Annotated in this window: 15 protein-coding genes; 11 read left to right on the top strand and 4 right to left on the bottom strand. The window is 39.5% G+C overall.

The features are described 5' to 3' along the window. Positions 1-96: 96 nt before the first annotated feature. On the bottom strand, positions 97-861 hold the full coding sequence (locus I6F53_RS18500; RefSeq protein WP_197240687.1) for an outer membrane protein assembly factor BamD: 765 nt from the start codon (positions 859-861) through the stop codon (positions 97-99). Positions 862-1,002: 141 nt separating this feature from the next. Here I6F53_RS18500 and rluD point away from each other — a divergent pair, with 141 nt between their 5' ends. The 3 genes from rluD (at position 1,003) to clpB (ending at position 5,384) form a co-directional block, all read left to right on the top strand. Continuing rightward, a complete protein-coding gene (gene rluD, locus I6F53_RS18495) occupies positions 1,003-1,980 on the top strand; it encodes a 23S rRNA pseudouridine(1911/1915/1917) synthase RluD (protein WP_007581384.1) in 978 nt (325 codons plus the stop codon). Beyond that, positions 1,980-2,711 carry a peptidoglycan editing factor PgeF gene (gene pgeF / locus I6F53_RS18490; protein WP_197240685.1) on the top strand — a complete coding sequence of 244 codons (732 nt, stop codon included), beginning with the start codon at positions 1,980-1,982 and terminating at the stop codon, positions 2,709-2,711. The genes rluD and pgeF overlap by 1 nt, the downstream gene beginning before the upstream one ends. A gap of 96 nt (positions 2,712-2,807) precedes the next feature. Further along, positions 2,808-5,384: an ATP-dependent chaperone ClpB gene (gene clpB, locus I6F53_RS18485; protein ID WP_166421912.1), complete on the top strand. Its 2,577-nt coding sequence runs from the start codon at positions 2,808-2,810 to the stop codon at positions 5,382-5,384. Positions 5,385-5,451: 67 nt separating this feature from the next. On the opposite strand, the gene I6F53_RS18480 is transcribed toward clpB, so the two are convergent. Next, positions 5,452-6,999: a methyl-accepting chemotaxis protein gene (locus I6F53_RS18480; RefSeq protein ID WP_197240683.1), complete on the bottom strand. Its 1,548-nt coding sequence runs from the start codon at positions 6,997-6,999 to the stop codon at positions 5,452-5,454. 583 nt (positions 7,000-7,582) lie between these two features. On the opposite strand from I6F53_RS18480, the gene gshA reads away from it, so the two are divergent. Together gshA and I6F53_RS18470 are read left to right on the top strand one after the other, a co-directional pair. Beyond that, on the top strand, positions 7,583-9,160 hold the full coding sequence (gene gshA, locus I6F53_RS18475) for a glutamate--cysteine ligase (protein ID WP_197240681.1): 1,578 nt from the start codon (positions 7,583-7,585) through the stop codon (positions 9,158-9,160). Positions 9,161-9,304: 144 nt separating this feature from the next. Continuing rightward, positions 9,305-9,916 carry a transglycosylase SLT domain-containing protein gene (locus I6F53_RS18470; RefSeq protein WP_197240679.1) on the top strand — a complete coding sequence of 204 codons (612 nt, stop codon included), beginning with the start codon at positions 9,305-9,307 and terminating at the stop codon, positions 9,914-9,916. 57 nt (positions 9,917-9,973) lie between these two features. On the opposite strand, the gene I6F53_RS18465 is transcribed toward I6F53_RS18470, so the two are convergent. Both I6F53_RS18465 and I6F53_RS18460 read right to left on the bottom strand, forming a co-directional pair. Further along, positions 9,974-11,242 carry an HlyC/CorC family transporter gene (locus I6F53_RS18465; protein WP_197240678.1) on the bottom strand — a complete coding sequence of 423 codons (1,269 nt, stop codon included), beginning with the start codon at positions 11,240-11,242 and terminating at the stop codon, positions 9,974-9,976. 61 nt (positions 11,243-11,303) lie between these two features. Then, positions 11,304-12,110 carry a cytochrome C assembly family protein gene (locus I6F53_RS18460; RefSeq protein WP_197240675.1) on the bottom strand — a complete coding sequence of 269 codons (807 nt, stop codon included), beginning with the start codon at positions 12,108-12,110 and terminating at the stop codon, positions 11,304-11,306. A 251-nt stretch (positions 12,111-12,361) separates the two neighbouring features. Between I6F53_RS18460 and ffh the strand changes: the two genes are divergently transcribed. The 6 genes from ffh to tyrA all read left to right on the top strand — a co-directional run bounded on the left by ffh (position 12,362) and on the right by tyrA (position 17,331). After that, on the top strand, positions 12,362-13,741 hold the full coding sequence (gene ffh, locus I6F53_RS18455; RefSeq protein ID WP_166419222.1) for a signal recognition particle protein: 1,380 nt from the start codon (positions 12,362-12,364) through the stop codon (positions 13,739-13,741). A gap of 260 nt (positions 13,742-14,001) precedes the next feature. Next, the gene (rpsP, locus tag I6F53_RS18450) at positions 14,002-14,250 is read left to right on the top strand and encodes a 30S ribosomal protein S16 (protein WP_002962192.1); all 249 of its coding nucleotides are present in this window, start codon (positions 14,002-14,004) and stop codon (positions 14,248-14,250) included. 17 nt (positions 14,251-14,267) lie between these two features. Further along, positions 14,268-14,804, top strand: coding sequence for a ribosome maturation factor RimM (gene rimM, locus I6F53_RS18445; protein WP_166419221.1), 537 nt, complete (start codon positions 14,268-14,270; stop codon positions 14,802-14,804). Then, entirely contained in the window at positions 14,804-15,571 is a 768-nt protein-coding gene (gene trmD / locus I6F53_RS18440) for a tRNA (guanosine(37)-N1)-methyltransferase TrmD (RefSeq protein WP_011327635.1), read from the top strand. Before rimM ends, trmD begins: the two co-directional genes overlap by 1 nt. A 33-nt stretch (positions 15,572-15,604) precedes the next feature. Further along, entirely contained in the window at positions 15,605-15,964 is a 360-nt protein-coding gene (gene rplS / locus I6F53_RS18435) for a 50S ribosomal protein L19 (RefSeq protein WP_007581406.1), read from the top strand. A 233-nt stretch (positions 15,965-16,197) separates the two neighbouring features. Continuing rightward, positions 16,198-17,331, top strand: a complete 1,134-nt coding sequence (tyrA, locus tag I6F53_RS18430; protein WP_197240673.1) for a bifunctional chorismate mutase/prephenate dehydrogenase — start codon at positions 16,198-16,200, stop codon at positions 17,329-17,331. Positions 17,332-17,415 lie beyond the last annotated feature (84 nt).

The following is a 17,415-nucleotide window of genomic DNA, read 5'->3' as shown; positions in this document are numbered from 1 at the left end:
CTGATCATGACATTGAGATTTAGTTCAAAAAAATCCCCGCTAATTTCTTAGCAGGGATTTGTGTATAAGAGACAGCTTACTAAGCGCCTTTTTTGTTTATTTAGTTCTTTTATTTAGTCTTCGTGTTTGTTTTGCATGTTCACTAAGTTCAGTTAAACCTAATTGGTCGTAACTTTTTTCCATCATTTCAAGAGCTGGATCCAAGTAACTGCTTTGTGAATAATGCTCAACAATAAACTTGCCTCTATTCGCTGCCGCTAAATAAGCTTCACGTTCGTAATAGTAAGTTGCTACTTTCAACTCATAACGTGCCATGCGGTTTAAAAGCCATACTAGACGACGTTTCGCTTCAGGTGCGTAATCACTTTTTGGAAAGCGTTTTACCAGTGTCGATAAATCGGTAAATGCAACACGTGTACGGTTAGCATCACGATCAGCTCGATCTACACCAAAATACTCTTGAAACGCGTTTTTATCAGCTTTAATATTTACTAAACCACGCATGTAATACATGTAATCAAGGTCTTTATGATTTGGGTTTAAGCGAATAAAGCGGTCAATGGTTGCAAGTGCTTGTTCAGTATTACCTGATTGATAATGTGCATATACTAAATCCATTTGTACTTGTTTAGAGAACGGGCCAAACGGGTAGCGTGAGTCTATTGCACTCAAAAGTTCAATTGCGCGAGCATATAAACCAGAATCTAGCGTTTCTTTTGCATCTTCATATAAAGCGTGTGCAGACTTATTAGGTACACGTTGAATATCTTCTTGGTCTGGAGCAGACGAACAAGCGCCTAAACTAAGTACAGAAACTGAAAAAACAATGGCAAATGCACGTTTCCCTATTTTATTTATCATTTTATTTGTTACCTTCGATGTCTTCGGCTAGGCCAAGTCGGTAAAACCGAGTAAACTATGCGTATTATATTATGCTTTTATTAAAAGCGATTCTAACCCAGTCGAGCAAAGCTTGCACTGGTAAATTGGGTAAAGTTACTAATGTCAGAGCAAATTTCTCTTCAAGCCGACGTTCCAACCGAATTAGGTGGTAAACGTCTAGACCAAGTATTAGCACAATTGTTCCCTGATTATTCACGTTCTCGTATAAAAACGTGGATATTGGATGATAAAATCACCGTAGATGGTGAAATATTCAACACTCCACGCGAAAAGCTACTAGGTGGTGAAGTTGTAAGTGTTGAAACAACAATTGAAGCACCACGCGAATACGAAGCACAAGATATCAAATTAAACATTGTTTATGAAGACGATGATATTTTGGTAATTAATAAACCAATGGGCCTAGTGGTTCACCCTGGTGCAGGTAATCCTAATGGAACAGTGCTAAACGCATTACTACATTACTACCCTGAAATAATTAACGTGCCACGCGCAGGTATTGTGCATCGTTTAGATAAAGACACGACCGGCTTAATGGTTGTAGCTAAAACGATTCCAGCACAAACGCATTTAGTAACAGCGCTGCAAAAGCGTGAAAACTTCACGCGTGAATATGAAGCACTGTGTAATGGTACTATGACCGCAGGTGGTATGGTTGAAAAAGCGATTGGCCGTCATCCTACTCAGCGTACTCATATGGCAGTACATGAGCTGGGTAAACCGGCTATCACGCACTATCGTGTTGCTGAAAAATTCCGTGCTCATACACGCTTGCGCTTACGCTTAGAAACAGGGCGTACGCATCAAATTCGTGTGCACATGGCACATTTAAATCATCCGCTAATTGGCGATCAATCTTACGGCGGCCGTCCGCGCCCACCTAAAGGTGCAACACCTGAGTTGTTCGAGTTACTTCGTAGCTTTAGACGCCAAGCACTACATGCTGTAAAATTGAGTATTGCGCATCCAATCACGGGTGAAATGATGACATGGCAAGCACCTATCCCAGATGATATGGTTGCTATGACACTTGCATTACGTGAAGATACTAAAGCTAATCCTGATATCGATAGATAATGCACTTATTGTCAGCGACATGGCAAAACCTTCATAAAGTAGCAACGTTAAGTACTACTTGTGGAGGTGGTGTTTCAAAAGTCCCCTTTAAAAGCTTTAATTTGGGATACCATGTTGGTGATAATAAAAGTGATGTAGCAAAAAACCGCTCACTATTAACCGAACTCCTACCTAAACCTTCCGTGTGGCTAAATCAAGTTCATAGTTCTGATGTTGTTATTGTTGATGAACATTTTGATTTTGATGAGTTACATAATGCTGATGCGCTTTATACTCGGTTATTAAACCAACCTTTGGCTATAATGACCGCCGATTGCTTACCTATTTTATTAGTGAGTGATGATGAAAAAGAAATCGCAGCTATACATGGTGGCTGGCGAGGGCTCGAGCAGGGAATTATTAAAAACACATTAGAGTGCTTTAGTACAAAATATGAAAATATAAGTGCGTGGCTAGGGCCTGCAATTGGGCCAAACCGATTTGAAGTGGGTGCTGAAGTATTTGAGTTATTTCAAAAAAGGTCCCCTTCATTTACTCAAGCTTTTAAACTACAAGCAAATGGTAAATATCTAGCTGACATTTATAGTATTGCTCGCATATTACTTATCCAGTCAGGGGTTAAAAATATTACGGGCGGCGACTATTGTACAGTCTCTCAAAGTGACTTGTTTTTTTCATATCGACGAGATAGACAAACTGGACGTATGGGAAGTTTGATCTGGCTCAAATAATTCACATCTTTCAACATTATATTTCCCTCCACACCTTGAACAAACACCTAAACAGACCCATTAATTAAGCAACTATATTATTTAATAGGTAATACCATGCGTTTAGATAGATTTACAAGTAAATTTCAATCTGCGCTCTCTGATGCGCAATCGTTAGCTCTTGGCCGTGATCATCAATTTATTGAACCAGTACATTTAATGTATTCATTGCTTAAGCAGAGCGGCTCTAGTGTGCGTGCATTACTTGCGCAAACAGGTGTCAGTGCGGACGAACTTAATACTAAGCTTTCTCAAGAAATAGAAAAGTTATTTAAGGTTGAAGGCGTAGGCGGCGACGTGCAGCTATCAAATAATATGGCTTCACTTATAAACCTGTGCGACAAATACGCACAAAAACGCAAAGACAAATACATTTCAAGTGAGTTATTTGTACTCGCTGCATGCGACGATAAAGGTCCACTTGGCGATATATTCAGGTCGTTAAATATTACCGCAACTAAAATTGAAACCGCGATTAAAGCTATTCGTGGTGGTCAAAAGGTTGATGATCCAAATGCCGAAGAAACACGCCAAGCGCTTGAAAAATTCACAATTGATTTAACTGAGCGGGCAGAGCAAGGTAAGCTTGACCCGGTTATTGGTCGCGATGACGAAATTCGTCGTACGATTCAGGTATTACAACGCCGTACTAAAAATAACCCTGTGTTAATAGGTGAACCAGGTGTTGGTAAAACAGCAATCGCCGAGGGTTTAGCACAACGTATTATTAACGGTGAAGTGCCTGAAGGATTAAAAAACAAACGCGTACTATCACTTGATTTAGGTGCGTTGGTTGCAGGTGCTAAATACCGTGGCGAATTTGAAGAGCGTTTAAAATCGGTATTAAACGAGTTGGCTAAAGAAGAAGGCCAAGTCATTTTATTTATTGATGAAATACATACTATTGTGGGTGCAGGTAAAAGTGACGGCGCAATGGATGCGGGTAATATGCTAAAACCAGCATTAGCGCGCGGAGAATTACATTGCGTAGGCGCAACAACGCTTGATGAATACCGTAAATATATAGAAAAAGATGCAGCACTTGAGCGTCGTTTCCAAAAGGTACTTATTGAAGAGCCATCGGTTGAAGATACTATTGCAATATTGCGTGGCTTAAAAGAGCGTTACGAGCTACATCATTCAGTAGAAATAACGGATCCCGCTATTGTTGCTGCAGCTCAGTTATCTCATCGTTATATTAGCGATCGTCAGTTACCGGATAAAGCAATTGATTTAATAGACGAAGCGGGTTCTTCAATTCGATTACAAATTGATTCAAAACCAGAGTCGTTAGATAAGCTTGAACGCCGTATTATTCAATTAAAGCTAGAAGATAACGCGCTCGCTAAAGAAAAAGACGAAGCAAGTCTAAAACGCCGCAGTGAAATGCAAGAGCTAATCACAGATCTTGATGCACAATACCGCGAGTTGGACGAAATATGGAATGCTGAAAAAGCATCGCTTCAAGGCACGCAAGTAATTAAAGCTGAGCTTGAACAAGCAAGATTAGACTTAGACGTAGCGCGAAGAGCAAGCGACTTACAGCGCATGTCAGAGCTTCAATATGGGCGAATCCCAGAGCTTGAACGTAAACTTGATTTAGCCTCACAAGCCGAAATGCAAGAAATGACATTGCTTAAAAACCAAGTTGGTGAGGATGAAATTGCTGAAATACTCTCGCGTTGGACAGGTATTCCTGTGGCAAGAATGCTACAAGGTGAGCGTGAAAAGCTACTACAAATGGAAGATAAGCTACACAGCAAAGTAATAGGGCAAGATGAAGCGGTTGTGGCTGTTTCTAACGCAATACGCCGCTCACGTGCTGGGCTTGCAGATCCTAATCGTCCTATTGGTTCATTTTTGTTTTTAGGCCCAACAGGTGTGGGTAAAACAGAGCTGACAAAAGCACTCGCTGGTTTTATGTTTGATACCGAAGATGCCATGGTGCGTATCGACATGTCTGAGTTTATGGAAAAACATTCAGTTGCACGTTTAGTAGGGGCACCTCCAGGTTATGTGGGTTACGAAGAGGGCGGTTATTTAACCGAGGCGGTACGCCGTAAACCTTACTCCGTGATACTGCTTGATGAAATAGAAAAAGCGCATCCAGATGTATTTAATATTCTACTGCAAGTATTAGATGATGGTCGATTAACAGACGGGCAAGGTAGAACCGTAGATTTTAAAAATACCGTTATTATCATGACCTCAAATCTAGGCTCAGATATTATCCAAGAGCAAGCGGGTAATAATGACTACACGACCCTTAAAGCTAAAGTAATGGAAGTATTAATTAATGAGTTTAGGCCTGAGTTCATTAACCGTATAGACGAGACTGTTGTATTTCATCCGTTAGCTAACGAGCATATAAAAGAAATAGCTGATATTCAGTTAATGAAATTACGTGAGCGTTTAACTGAAATGGGATATTTACTTGAAATAAGCGATGCGGCTCTTGAGCGAATTGCAGAAAGTGGTTTTGACCCTGTGTATGGTGCACGTCCACTTAAACGCGCTATTCAACAAACGATAGAAAACCCACTGGCACAAAAGCTACTTAATGGGGACTACATACCTGGTTGCGTTATTGTTATCGACGCAAGTGACGAAGGCTTGGTATTTACTAAGCGTTAATTGTAAATAATTAAAATCAAAAGCCGCTGAAATAGCGGCTTTTTTATGTCTACTATATTGCTAGGTACTAAACTTTGAACGTAAGTAATAAATCGTTCACCCTACGCGAACCTTCAACAAGCTCAGCTGCTCCCGTTGCCACATTAAAGCTTAAGCTTAAGTTTTCATCACCAAAGTCTTTAATTTGCGAAACATTATTACTAATGTCGTTACTAACCATTTGTTGCTCTTCTGCAGCCGATGATATTTGTATTGCCAAATCAGATATTTCACTGATTTGGATAAAAATACCCTCAAGTTCAACTTGGGTTTTATCGGTTGTCAGCACACAATTATCGGCTTGTGCTTTAGTGCTTTGCATTACTTTAGACCAGCTAAATAACGTATCTTGTATTTCTTTAATAGAACTGTGGATTTGTGTTGTCGCATTTTGAGTACGAGACGAAAGAGTTCTTACTTCATCGGCGACTACAGCAAAGCCTCGCCCATGCTCTCCCGCTCTAGCTGCTTCTATCGCTGCATTAAGGGCAAGTAAGTTAGTTTGATCGGCAATTCCTTCTATTTCACTCATTACCTTACCAATTTTATCGGCTTCAGAGGCTAAGCTGGTGGCTGTGGTTGCAGCCTCTTCTACTTGAAAAGCTAAATCAGATACCATTTTACTATTATCGGCAATATGCTCTTTTATTTCAGAGCAGCTTTGATGGGTGTTATTTACTTTATCAGCTGTTTGAGAAGTATTTATTGATATTTCCCCAATGGTCGAACTCATTTGGGTCATCGCGGATGCAATTTGCTCTAAACGTTCACCTTGTGAAGAAATACCTTTTTCAGTAAGCGTTGATTGTTTATCTAGATGCGTAGCGATGCCATTAAAGCTTAATGTAGAGTCTTTCATACGGCCAAGAACAGTACGCAATTTTGCACTTAGCATTTGCTCTCTATAATCACTTACACTGTGGGGTGTGTGGCCGCTGTAAATATAACGAGAGACTGAATCAGCTGTTGCTTTTTGATCGCGCAATATTTTGGGAGTAACAATGAGTTCGTCATAATTTAGCACAATAACCAAAGCGCAAATAAATAGGCTAATTGCAGCTATTGTGATTGAGCCCGTAACAGCGATAAAAATTAGCCAAAGTAATAGGCATATAAAAGTAATACTTTGTCTTATTGTGGTGTGTTCTCGCAGATTAAATAATGATTTGTTGGTATTTATTTTGTTGTAAAGAGTTTGTGCGCGTTGTTTAAGCTGTGAGCTAGCTTTAGTTCTTACTGATTGGTAACCAATGAGCTGACCATGTTCAAATATAGGGGTTACAAATGCATCTACCCAGTAATAGCGACCATCTTTACAGCGGTTTTTAACCATACCGCGCCAAGAGTGTTCTTGCTTTAGTGTTGTCCACATTTCTTTAAAAGCAGCTTTTGGCATGTCAGGGTGACGAACAATATTATGATGCTGACCGATAAGTTCTTGTGCACTATATCCGGCTACAGAGCAAAACTCTTGATTGACGTACGTTATTACACCTTTAAGATCGGTAGTAGAAACAAGCTCTTGTGACTCATCAAAGTATACTTCTTCATTTTTTAAGTTTTTATCATTGCGCATTATATTTACTACCATCCTTTATTGTTGGAGCCATTATATTGGTTACAACATACAAAGCAAAAAATAGCGTATGTCCTTTTGTACTCATAAGGTAAATAATTGCTTTTATTGATCTAGATCAATTTTAAATATTGGGTAGCTAAGTTGAACTCATTTTGAATAAGTTTCGGTCTGTTAGTTTAGGCTTGTTTTTTATGTATTTAATTTATACTTAAATACGCATTTAAAGCATTTGTATAATGCTCCGAGCAATGGCAATATTACCACTTTATATACTGACGTTGGTCATATCAAGCTCATATAAAGTGGGTAATAATTATTAATTTTGAAAAATTATATTGTTCTTAGCAATTTATACCAATTGCATTAAATAAGTGATCTATTACAGCGCTAATAAAATAGCACAATAACAAGGCGAAATTATGCATGTAGTTGTTCTATATGAGTAATTTTTAACGCAGTGAGTGTGCTATTAAATAGGATAGAATGATCATATTTTCAATAAAATTGGTATTAATCTTGAGTCTAAGTAATTAGCCCCCATAACCTTATGATTAAGCCACGTGGCCCGAGGAAAGATTTTTTGACAACACATGATTTAGCTAACGCACTTGAAGCGTTATCAGTAAATGAGCACCAACATGCAGTTAAAGGCATTAAACGTGGCATAGAGCGAGAGTCGCTAAGAATACAAGATAATGGTGCAATATCACCTCAAGGTCATCCTAAAGGTGTAGGCAGTGCGTTAACTAACGGCCATATCACAACTGATTTTTCTGAGTCTTTACTTGAATTTATTACTCCAGTTAGTGAATCGTCAACACAAACGCTAAAGCAATTAAAAGACCTTCAAAAGTTTACTCTAGAAAAAATGGGCGATGAACTACTTTGGCCTATTAGTATGCCGTGCTTTATTGAACATCAAGATGATATTGTTTTAGCTCAATTTGGTAGTTCTAATACTGGTCAAATGAAAACACTATACCGTGAAGGATTAAAAAATCGCTACGGTAGTATGATGCAAGCAATTGCAGGCGTTCACTTTAATATTTCATTCCCGGATACGCTTTGGCAGTCGCTTCATTCGTTACAAAAAAGCAATGCAAGCCTTCAAGATTTTATTTCAGAAGGTTACTTATCGCTTATTCGTAATTTTAAACGTGAATTATGGCTAATAAGCTATATGTTTGGTGCATCACCAGCATTATGTAACTCATTTTTACAAGGTCGAAAAACAGACTTACCATTTAAAAAACTAGGTAAAGGAACGCTTTATTTAGAAGTGGGTACTGCATTACGACTAGGTAATTTAGGTTATACAAATAGCGCTCAGTCGTCATTACGCGTAATGTATAACTCGTTAGATGAATATGTAGCGGGCCTTAAAAAAGCAATCAACACACCATCAGAAATTTATGGTGATCTTGATGACTACACGAGTGAAAACCCTAAACAGTTAAATAAAAATATTCTGCAGATTGAAAACGAATTTTATTCGCCAATCCGTCCTAAACGTAATGCTAAAAGCGGTGAAACACCAACTGACGCACTACTTCGCGCAGGTATTGAATACGTAGAAATTCGTGCATTAGATGTTAATCCGTTTAGTGAAGTCGGTATTGATATTGAGCAAATTCACTTTTTAGATGTGTTTTTAACGTATTGTTTATTGAAAGATTCAGCTCCAATGGATTGGAAAGAACAAGCACGTAGTACTGAAAACCTCGACACAGTAGTAAACCAAGGTCGAGAAAAAGGGCTTATGCTTAACTTTAATAATATAGAGCGTAGTCTTCAATCGTGGGGTGATGAAATATTTACTCAACTTACTGATGTCGCTAAATGGATGGATAATGCTTATGGTGTTAACTATTACTCAGATACTATAAAGCGCATGGCAACGTGGATACATAATCCAGAACTTACTTACTCTGGACGTTACGTATCACAATTAAAAGAGTCTGGTTTAGACAACGGCCACTTTGCACTAGCATTGGCTAGTAAATATAAGCAGAGCCACGCAGACACTGACTACAGCGAGTTTTTAAAGCCTTGGCTTGAACAGCAAGTAGCAGAGTCTAATGAGGCACAAGCTGCAATTGAGCAAGCAGATACCCAGTCATTTACTGCGTTTTTAGATGCGTATTTTGACGGTAAATAATCTTGGTATTTAGTAAAATTTAAGCAAAAAAACGCAGCCTAAGTTGGCTGCGTAAATATATTCAGGGATGAATTAATGCTGTACTGCTGCATTCATTGAGTCAGACCCACACTTTTTATAAAAGTTCTGTGAGATCTTAGAAAAATGAAAAAAAATGCAATTATCCTATCTCTCGCCATTACTTTAGCTGGTTGTGCTACCGCGCCTCCAAAGCAACCTAACGATTTATGTAAAATTTTTGAAGAAAAGCCCGATTGGTATTTTGACGCAAAAGACGCGCAAGAAAAGTGGGGTTCTCCAAAGCATGTGCTTATGAGTATGATGTACCAAGAAAGCTCATTTAGACATGATGCAGCTCCACCTATGGAGTACTTCTTATGGATAATTCCTACCGGTCGTGCAAGTGATGCTTATGGCTATTCACAAGCTAAAACCCCAACATGGTCTGATTATATTCGTGAAACAGGCAATAATGGTGCTGATAGAGACGACTTTGACGATGCAATCGACTTTATGGCGTGGTTTGTTTATAAAACCCATAAGGTAAATAAAATCTCTAAATGGGATGCTTACGCACAGTACCTTAATTACCATGAAGGTTGGGGTGGATATAAGCGTGGCACGTACAAAAAGAAAAAGTGGTTAATGGGTATCGCAAACAAAGTTAAACACAGAGCGAGCCGTTATGGCGCGCAATTAAAGCGCTGTGAAGACGAGCTTGATAAAGGTTGGTTTGAACGTCTTATATTTGGCTAGATAGTTATTAATGGATATAAAAAAGGAGCCAATTGGCTCCTTTTTACTTAGTGAGAACTAGCGAGAACGCTTATTAGGCTGTATCTTCACTTGTTTTATCATATTTTCTTTTACTTCGAGTACTTCAATAGGGTATCCCGCAATACGTAAACTAATATTTGCATCGGGAATATCTTCTAAGTATTCAACAATTAAACCGCTTAGAGTTTTAGGTCCGTCTAACGGAAAATCCCAACCCATTTCTTTATTTAAATCGCGTACGGTAGCACCACCATCCACAATACATGAGCCATCAGTTTGTGTTTCTACTTCTTCGCTTGGTGTACGAGTTTGCGTAGTTGTAAAATCGCCGACCACTTCTTCTAAAATATCTTCAAGCGTTACTAAGCCTTGAATATCACCGTACTCATCAACTACTAAACCAATACGCTCTTTAGATTGCTGAAATTTTAACAGCTGAGTATTTAGTGATGTGCCTTCAGGGATAAAATAAATTTCGCGGACAGCGCGCAGCAAAGAGGGTTTATCAAATTGCTCTTTTGTAAGCAGACGAAGTGCATCACGAGAGTGAATAAAGCCTACTGCATCATCTATATTATCACGATACAACAACACTCGAGTATGCTGAGCATGGGTAAGCTGGCGACTAATTAGTTTCCAGTCGTCGTTAATATCAATCGCCACAATTTCGTTTCGTGGGATCATAATATCTTCAACAGTTACCTGCTCTAAATCTAAAATGGAGGTCAGCATGCTTTGATGGCGAGCAGGAATAAGTGCACCTGACTCATTGAGCACTGTCTTTAATTCTTCTTTACTCATGCTGTGTTCGTCGATTTGTGCGGCACTAATACCAAATAATCGTAGTATGCCGTTGGTCATCCAGTTAATAATTACGACTAAAGGGAACATTATTTTAAGTAGCCCTTTAAGTATTACTGAGCTTGGAAAGGCTACTTTTTCAGGATAGAGGGCAGCAAGGGTTTTAGGGGTAACTTCAGCAAATATAAGCACGACTAAAGTTAGCACACCCGTTGCAATTGCAATACCGAGGTCACCATAAAGACGAATACCTATGATGGTTGCAACTTGGGCTGCTGCAATATTAACAAGGTTATTACCGATTAAGATTAAACCGATGAGCCTATCTGGACGGCTTAGTAATTTACTGACTCGTTTAGCTGCACGATGATCCTCTTTAGCGAGGTGTCGTAGGCGTATACGATTGATTGACATAATTCCGGTTTCTGAACCAGAAAAATAAGCAGAAAAAAGCACCAAAAAACCTAAAATGATAAATAGGGTACTTGTCGATATGTCGTCCAACGATGGATCCTTTTCTTATAAATCAATGCGTATTAAGCTAGAGTGAGCAAGCAGAGTCAAGTTAAAACTTATTTAGTATCACTTCTTGTATGAAACGGCTGCCAAAATAAGCGAGTGTGAGGACAAATGCAGCGACCATGATTGTAATAACCACCGGTTTACCGCGCCAACCCTTTTTCATATGACCAATAGCAACAACAGCAAAAATAGCCCACGCAACTAACGATAATATTGTTTTATGAATGAACTCTTTAGCAAACATACCATCAAGAAATAAAAATCCTGAAAGTAATGCTAACGTGAGTAATATAGTGCCCAAATTAAGAAGCAGGTAAAGCTGGCGCTCAACAACCATTAAAGGCGGAAGATGGCTATGCACAATGGCTAAATCTTTACGTTTTAAACGTTTATCAATAAAGTAAAACTGTACACCGTATAAAGTAGCAATGATCAAAATACAGTAGGCAAGTAGCGATAAAGAAATATGAGTTACGAGGCCTACTTCAACATTAAGACTCTGTAATAATAGGTGATGAGGAATAAACAAGCTTGCGATGCTCAACAGTGCAGCAAAACCATAAACAACAGGTAGAAGTAAGGTAGCCGGAAACTTTAAAGACACGGCTGTGACAGATACAACAATCACCCAGCAGGTTAGTAAAGCGACATTTACAATACTTAAATCTTGGCCATCAGCTCTAAAAACAGAGTTAACCAATAGAAGCATATGCGCCACTATAGCAACCGTGCTTAAAATAACGGTTACTTTTTGGCTTGGGCCTTGTTTATGAAACAGGCGTGAAAGTACGTGAGACGTTGCTAACACATAAAATAAACTGGCAATAATAGTTAAACTAATAATCAGCATTGTGCTTGGGCCACTTAATTTGAGACAAAATAATCCTTGTTGTTATATAGCCATTGTATTTTATAGCAAAGCAAATGCATAGACCTTAAAAAAAGAAACTCAACAAGGTGCACTTGAACACTATATTGTAAGACGCCATATACGGTATACTACTTTTAATTGAAACTTAATAAGTCAATCTAGGTTAATTGTAAATCAAATTAACCGTAAATTTAAATGGATTGATATAAACGTCTTATCGGAACCGTTACATGTTTGAGAACCTCCAAGAACGATTAGGTAAAACCTTAAAAAATATCAGTGGCCGTGGCCGTCTGACTGAAGACAACATAAAAGACACACTTCGCGAAGTGCGTATGGCATTTTTAGAAGCCGATGTGGCATTGCCTGTTGTTCGCGAGTTTGTAAAACAAGTTAAAGAACGTGCAGTTGGGGTTGAAGTTACAAAAAGCTTAAGCCCAGGCCAAGTATTTATAAAAATAGTGCGTGAAGAACTAGAAAAAGCAATGGGTGAAGCTAATGAAGAGCTAAGCCTTAATGCGCAACCGCCAGCCGTTGTAATGGTAGCGGGTCTACAAGGTGCGGGTAAAACCACCAGTGTAGCTAAGCTTGCTAAGTTTTTAAAAGAGCGAAAAAAGAAATCAGTACTTGTAGTAAGTGCCGATGTTTATCGCCCTGCGGCTATTAAACAGCTAGAAACGCTTGCAGCAGAAGTTGATGTTAATTTCTTCCCAAGTGATATTTCACAAAAGCCAGTTGATATTGCAACCGCTGCAATTTCACATGCTAAAAAGAAATTTATAGATGTAGTGCTAGTTGATACTGCAGGTCGTTTACATGTTGATAGCAACATGATGGATGAAATTAAAGATCTTCATAAAGCAATCAACCCAATTGAAACCTTGTTCGTTGTTGATGCAATGACAGGTCAAGATGCGGCGAATACAGCTAAAGCATTCGACGAAGCATTACCACTTACCGGTGTTATATTAACAAAAACCGATGGTGATGCACGTGGTGGTGCTGCTTTATCTATTCGTCACATCACTGGCAAGCCTATTAAGTTTATGGGTGTGGGTGAGCGCACTGACGCACTTGAACCTTTCCACCCAGACCGTATAGCGTCGCGTATTTTAGGCATGGGTGACGTACTTTCATTAATCGAAGAAGTCGAGATGAAAGTAGATAAAGAGCAAGCGGCTCGAGTTGCTGAAAAAGTATTTAAAGGCGCAGGTTTTACTCTTGATGACTTTGCTGATCAATTAAAGCAAATGAAAAGCATGGGTGGCATGATGTCAATGCTCGATAAGCTCCCTGGTATGTCTAACTTACCAGATGCTGTTAAAGGTCAAATGGGTGATAAAACATTTATCCAAATGGAAGCTATTATTAGCTCAATGACCAAAAAAGAGCGCGCACGCCCAGAAATCATTAAAGGTTCGCGTAAAAAACGTATAGCCGCTGGCTCTGGTACACAAGTACAAGAGATTAATAAGTTGCTTAAGCAGTTTACGCAAATGCAAAAAATGATGAAAAAGATGAAAGGTAAAGGCGGCATGACTAAAATGATGCGCGGTATGAAAGGCATGTTACCACCTGGAATGATGGGTGGCGGTGGTCCTAAATTTTAAAAAGTACCATTAAGTTACTTTTTAAAATAATAGCGAATCATATTTAAAGGAGCAAATAGCTCCTTTTTTGTTGAATAAATTATGCATGTAATGCACCTTTAACTCTGATTTGTCGTTGAGATCACGGTTTAACCTACTAAACTGCCTTTTTGCTTCACTTCTTACTTGCGTTATTGCCAAAAACTCGTACAATTCCCCAGCTCCCCATTCTGGGGAGTAAATCTTATTAATGAAAACAGTCAATCTTTATAGAGGACGGTATGGTAACTATTCGTTTGCAACGTGGTGGCGCTAAAAAACGCCCTTTCTATCAAATTGTGGTTGCGGATAGCCGTTTCTCGCGTGACGGTCGCTTCATCGAGAAAGTAGGCTTTTTTAACCCAATTGCTTCAGGTCAAGAAGAAAAAATTCGTTTAGATTTACCACGTGTTGAACACTGGGTAGGTCAGGGCGCATCTCTTTCAGATCGCGTAGCTAAGTTAGTAAAAGACGCTCGTAAAGCGGCTTAATAGGCGTAAGTGTAACCATGAGTCAAGAGAACACCTCATCAATAATTGTCGTAGGAAAGCTCGGTGCCCCATATGGTATAAAGGGCTGGCTTAAGGTACATTCATTTACTGATGATCCCGTAGGGATCTTCGATTTCAGCCCGTGGTTGATAGGGCAGCAAGGTAAATGGCAGTCCTTAGAAGTGGTCGACTGGCGTCGCCACAACAAAGGCTTTATCGCTAAATTTGCGCAGGTAAACGACCGAGACGAAGCAATGGCTTATACCCATGCTGAAATCTCAATGGATTCAGCGCATTTACCAGAACTCCCGCAAGGTGAGTTTTATTGGCGAGATCTCATCGGCATGTCTGTTGTAACCGATAAAGGTTATAGCTTAGGCATTGTTGATGACCTGATGGAGACAGGATCAAATGACGTACTGGTTGTGAAAGCAAACAGTAAAGATGCATTTGGTCAAGCTGAGCGTTTAATTCCTTTTTTAACTGATTCAGTTATTAAAGACGTTAAATACGACGCAAGAGAAATTACCGTAGACTGGGATCCTGGTTTTTAATGACGCAAACTAGTTCATTATGGGTAGGGGTGATAAGCCTTTTTCCAGACATGTTTGACGCTATTACAGACCAAGGTGTTACCGGTCGCGCAGTAAAAAGTGGCTTAATTGATTTTAACTGCTGGAATCCGCGAGACTACGCTTTAGATAAGCATAGAACCGTAGATGACCGTCCTTACGGGGGCGGACCGGGTATGTTAATGATGGTTGAGCCATTAAAAAAAGCGATTGCCGAAGCTAAAAAAGCAGCTGGTGATGGTGCTAAAGTAATTTATATGTCCCCGCAAGGGCGCAAACTTGATCAGCAAGGCGCTAGCGAACTCGCTAGTTCTAAAAAACTGATTTTGATTGCCGGTCGCTATGAAGGTATAGATGAGAGAATAATAGAATCATACGTTGACGAAGAATGGTCAATTGGTGATTTCATTTTGAGTGGTGGTGAACTACCTGCCATGACATTAATTGACGCAGTAGCGCGATTAGTGCCGGGTGTGTTAGGTCATAATCAGTCAGCAGAACAAGATTCGTTTTCGGATGGCTTGTTAGATTGTCCACACTATACACGACCAGAAACATTGGACGACAAACAGGTTCCTGCTGTATTACTCAGTGGTAACCACCAAGAGATAGCAAAATGGCGGCTTATGCAGTCATTAGGCAGAACTTGGTTACGACGTCCTGACTTGTTGCATAACCTAGCTCTGACTGAGGAGCAAGCGGTATTACTCGCGAAATTTCAGCAAGAGTACCAAAAAGCTTGTGGCTAGAAGACAGTTACACCTAGGAAAGTGAGAAACATAATGGCAAAAGTAAACCAAAATATTATTAAAGCGCTTGAAGATGAGCAGCTTAAAACAGACGTACCTGCATTCGGCCCTGGTGATACAGTGGTTGTACAGGTAAAAGTAAAAGAAGGTGCTAAAGAGCGTCTACAGGCCTTTGAAGGTGTTGTAATCGCTAAGCGTAATCGTGGTCTTCACTCAGCATTCACAGTTCGTAAAATCTCGAACGGTGAAGGCGTTGAGCGTGTATTCCAAACGCACAGCCCTCTTATTGATAGCGTAACAGTTAAGCGTCGCGGTGCAGTTCGCCGTGCTAAGCTTTACTATCTACGTGAGCGTTCTGGTAAATCTGCACGTATTAGAGAAAAACTTAACTAATACGCGCTGTTTATCAACGCAAAAAACGGGTTGCATCCTTCGGGTTGCAACCCGTTTTGGTTTTAGAATATCAATTCTCAATTCTCAATTCTCAATTCTCAACCCCTCATCAGTAAAATTTCCGCTTTAACCTTTTCTCAGTTAACCGATCCTGTTAGTATTTATCGTATTGATTAGTTTACTTTTATGTAAATTTATATTTACGTTATTTGGTTTTTTAAGGTGGTATGAACGTGGCTGACATAAATGATTTAGCACAGCTAAGAGAAGGTATAGATGAATGTGACGCGCAACTTGTTGCCTTACTTGCTAAACGTAATGGTATTACGCAAAAAATTGGTGAGATAAAACAACAAACAGGTGCGTCTTTACATGCACCGGATCGTGAAGCAGAGCTATTAGCAGCAAGACGACAAGAAGCAATAAATCAAAATGTAAGCCCAGATCTCGTTGAAGATATACTTAGACGCATGATGCGAGAAGCCTATCAAAACCAACAAGCAAAACTTGCATGCGCAGCGCCAGAGCTTTCGCCAATTGTGATTGTGGGTGGTCAAGGTGCCATGGGGCAGTTATTTGCACAGCAGTTTATTCGCTCAGGTTACGACGTTAAAATTTTAGATAAAGAGCAGCAAAACGAAGCGCAAAATATTTTAAAAGGTGCCAAGCTAGTAATGATCAGTGTGCCAATTAATGCATTAGGCACAGTGGTTGCTAAGCTACCTAAACTAGATGATGACTGTTTACTCGTCGACATTACATCGGTAAAACAATCACCTATTAAAGCACTAAAAGCTGCGCATAGCGGCCCCGTTGTTGGTTTACACCCTATGTTTGGGCCTGATATATCACACTGGGTAAAACAAACAGTCGTTGTATGTGAAGGGCGAGAGCACCAAGCAGCAAAAGGCTTATTACAGCAGTTACAAGTATGGGGTTGCCAGCTTGTTGAGCTTGATGCTAAAAAGCACGATGAGGCAATGCAAATTATTCAGGTAATGCGTCACTTAACAACATTTGTATACGGGCAGTTTTTAGCTAAGCAAAGCCATACGTTAGAAGAGCTGCGTAGTTGCTCTTCGCCAATATACCAATTAGAGCTGATGATGGTGGGGCGCTTATTTGCACAGTCACCTGAGCTGTACTCAGATATTATGCTCGCACAATTTGATGATGTAGAGAACCTACTTGCACAATACCAAGATACCTTTGCAAGTACATTAGCTAAATTAAAAGCGGGAGATAAAGCCGCGCTAATTGATTCTTTTGCGCAGGCTAAAGTTTACTTTTCTGACTCGACAGAACACTTCTTAACGCAAAGTCGAAGCTTATTAAACAAAGCCAATGATTCAAAGGTTTTAGACTAATAGTTGCTCATAGGTTGGATCTTAAGGAATAAAACTTGAAAACATGCTCTGAATTTGATCTGATAGTAATCGCCAAACCACTAT

The sequence above is a fragment of the Pseudoalteromonas sp. SWN29 genome (assembly GCF_015864465.1).
In the GTDB taxonomy this organism is placed as follows: Bacteria; Pseudomonadota; Gammaproteobacteria; order Enterobacterales; family Alteromonadaceae; genus Pseudoalteromonas.
Note: the sequence above shows the minus strand (reverse complement) of the source record. Positions and strands in the feature narration are given on the sequence as shown.

What these genes read in the sequence shown, in the direction of transcription:
- I6F53_RS18500 (WP_197240687.1), bottom strand. Translation starts at nt 861, where the DNA reads ATGATAAATAAAATAGGGAAACGTGCATTTGCCATTGTTTTTTCAGTT.
- rluD (WP_007581384.1), top strand. Translation starts at nt 1,003, where the DNA reads ATGTCAGAGCAAATTTCTCTTCAAGCCGACGTTCCAACCGAATTAGGT.
- pgeF (WP_197240685.1), top strand. Translation starts at nt 1,980, where the DNA reads ATGCACTTATTGTCAGCGACATGGCAAAACCTTCATAAAGTAGCAACG.
- clpB (WP_166421912.1), top strand. Translation starts at nt 2,808, where the DNA reads ATGCGTTTAGATAGATTTACAAGTAAATTTCAATCTGCGCTCTCTGAT.
- I6F53_RS18480 (WP_197240683.1), bottom strand. Translation starts at nt 6,999, where the DNA reads ATGCGCAATGATAAAAACTTAAAAAATGAAGAAGTATACTTTGATGAG.
- I6F53_RS18470 (WP_197240679.1), top strand. Translation starts at nt 9,305, where the DNA reads ATGAAAAAAAATGCAATTATCCTATCTCTCGCCATTACTTTAGCTGGT.
- I6F53_RS18460 (WP_197240675.1), bottom strand. Translation starts at nt 12,110, where the DNA reads ATGCTGATTATTAGTTTAACTATTATTGCCAGTTTATTTTATGTGTTA.
- ffh (WP_166419222.1), top strand. Translation starts at nt 12,362, where the DNA reads ATGTTTGAGAACCTCCAAGAACGATTAGGTAAAACCTTAAAAAATATC.
- rpsP (WP_002962192.1), top strand. Translation starts at nt 14,002, where the DNA reads ATGGTAACTATTCGTTTGCAACGTGGTGGCGCTAAAAAACGCCCTTTC.
- rimM (WP_166419221.1), top strand. Translation starts at nt 14,268, where the DNA reads ATGAGTCAAGAGAACACCTCATCAATAATTGTCGTAGGAAAGCTCGGT.
- trmD (WP_011327635.1), top strand. Translation starts at nt 14,804, where the DNA reads ATGACGCAAACTAGTTCATTATGGGTAGGGGTGATAAGCCTTTTTCCA.
- rplS (WP_007581406.1), top strand. Translation starts at nt 15,605, where the DNA reads ATGGCAAAAGTAAACCAAAATATTATTAAAGCGCTTGAAGATGAGCAG.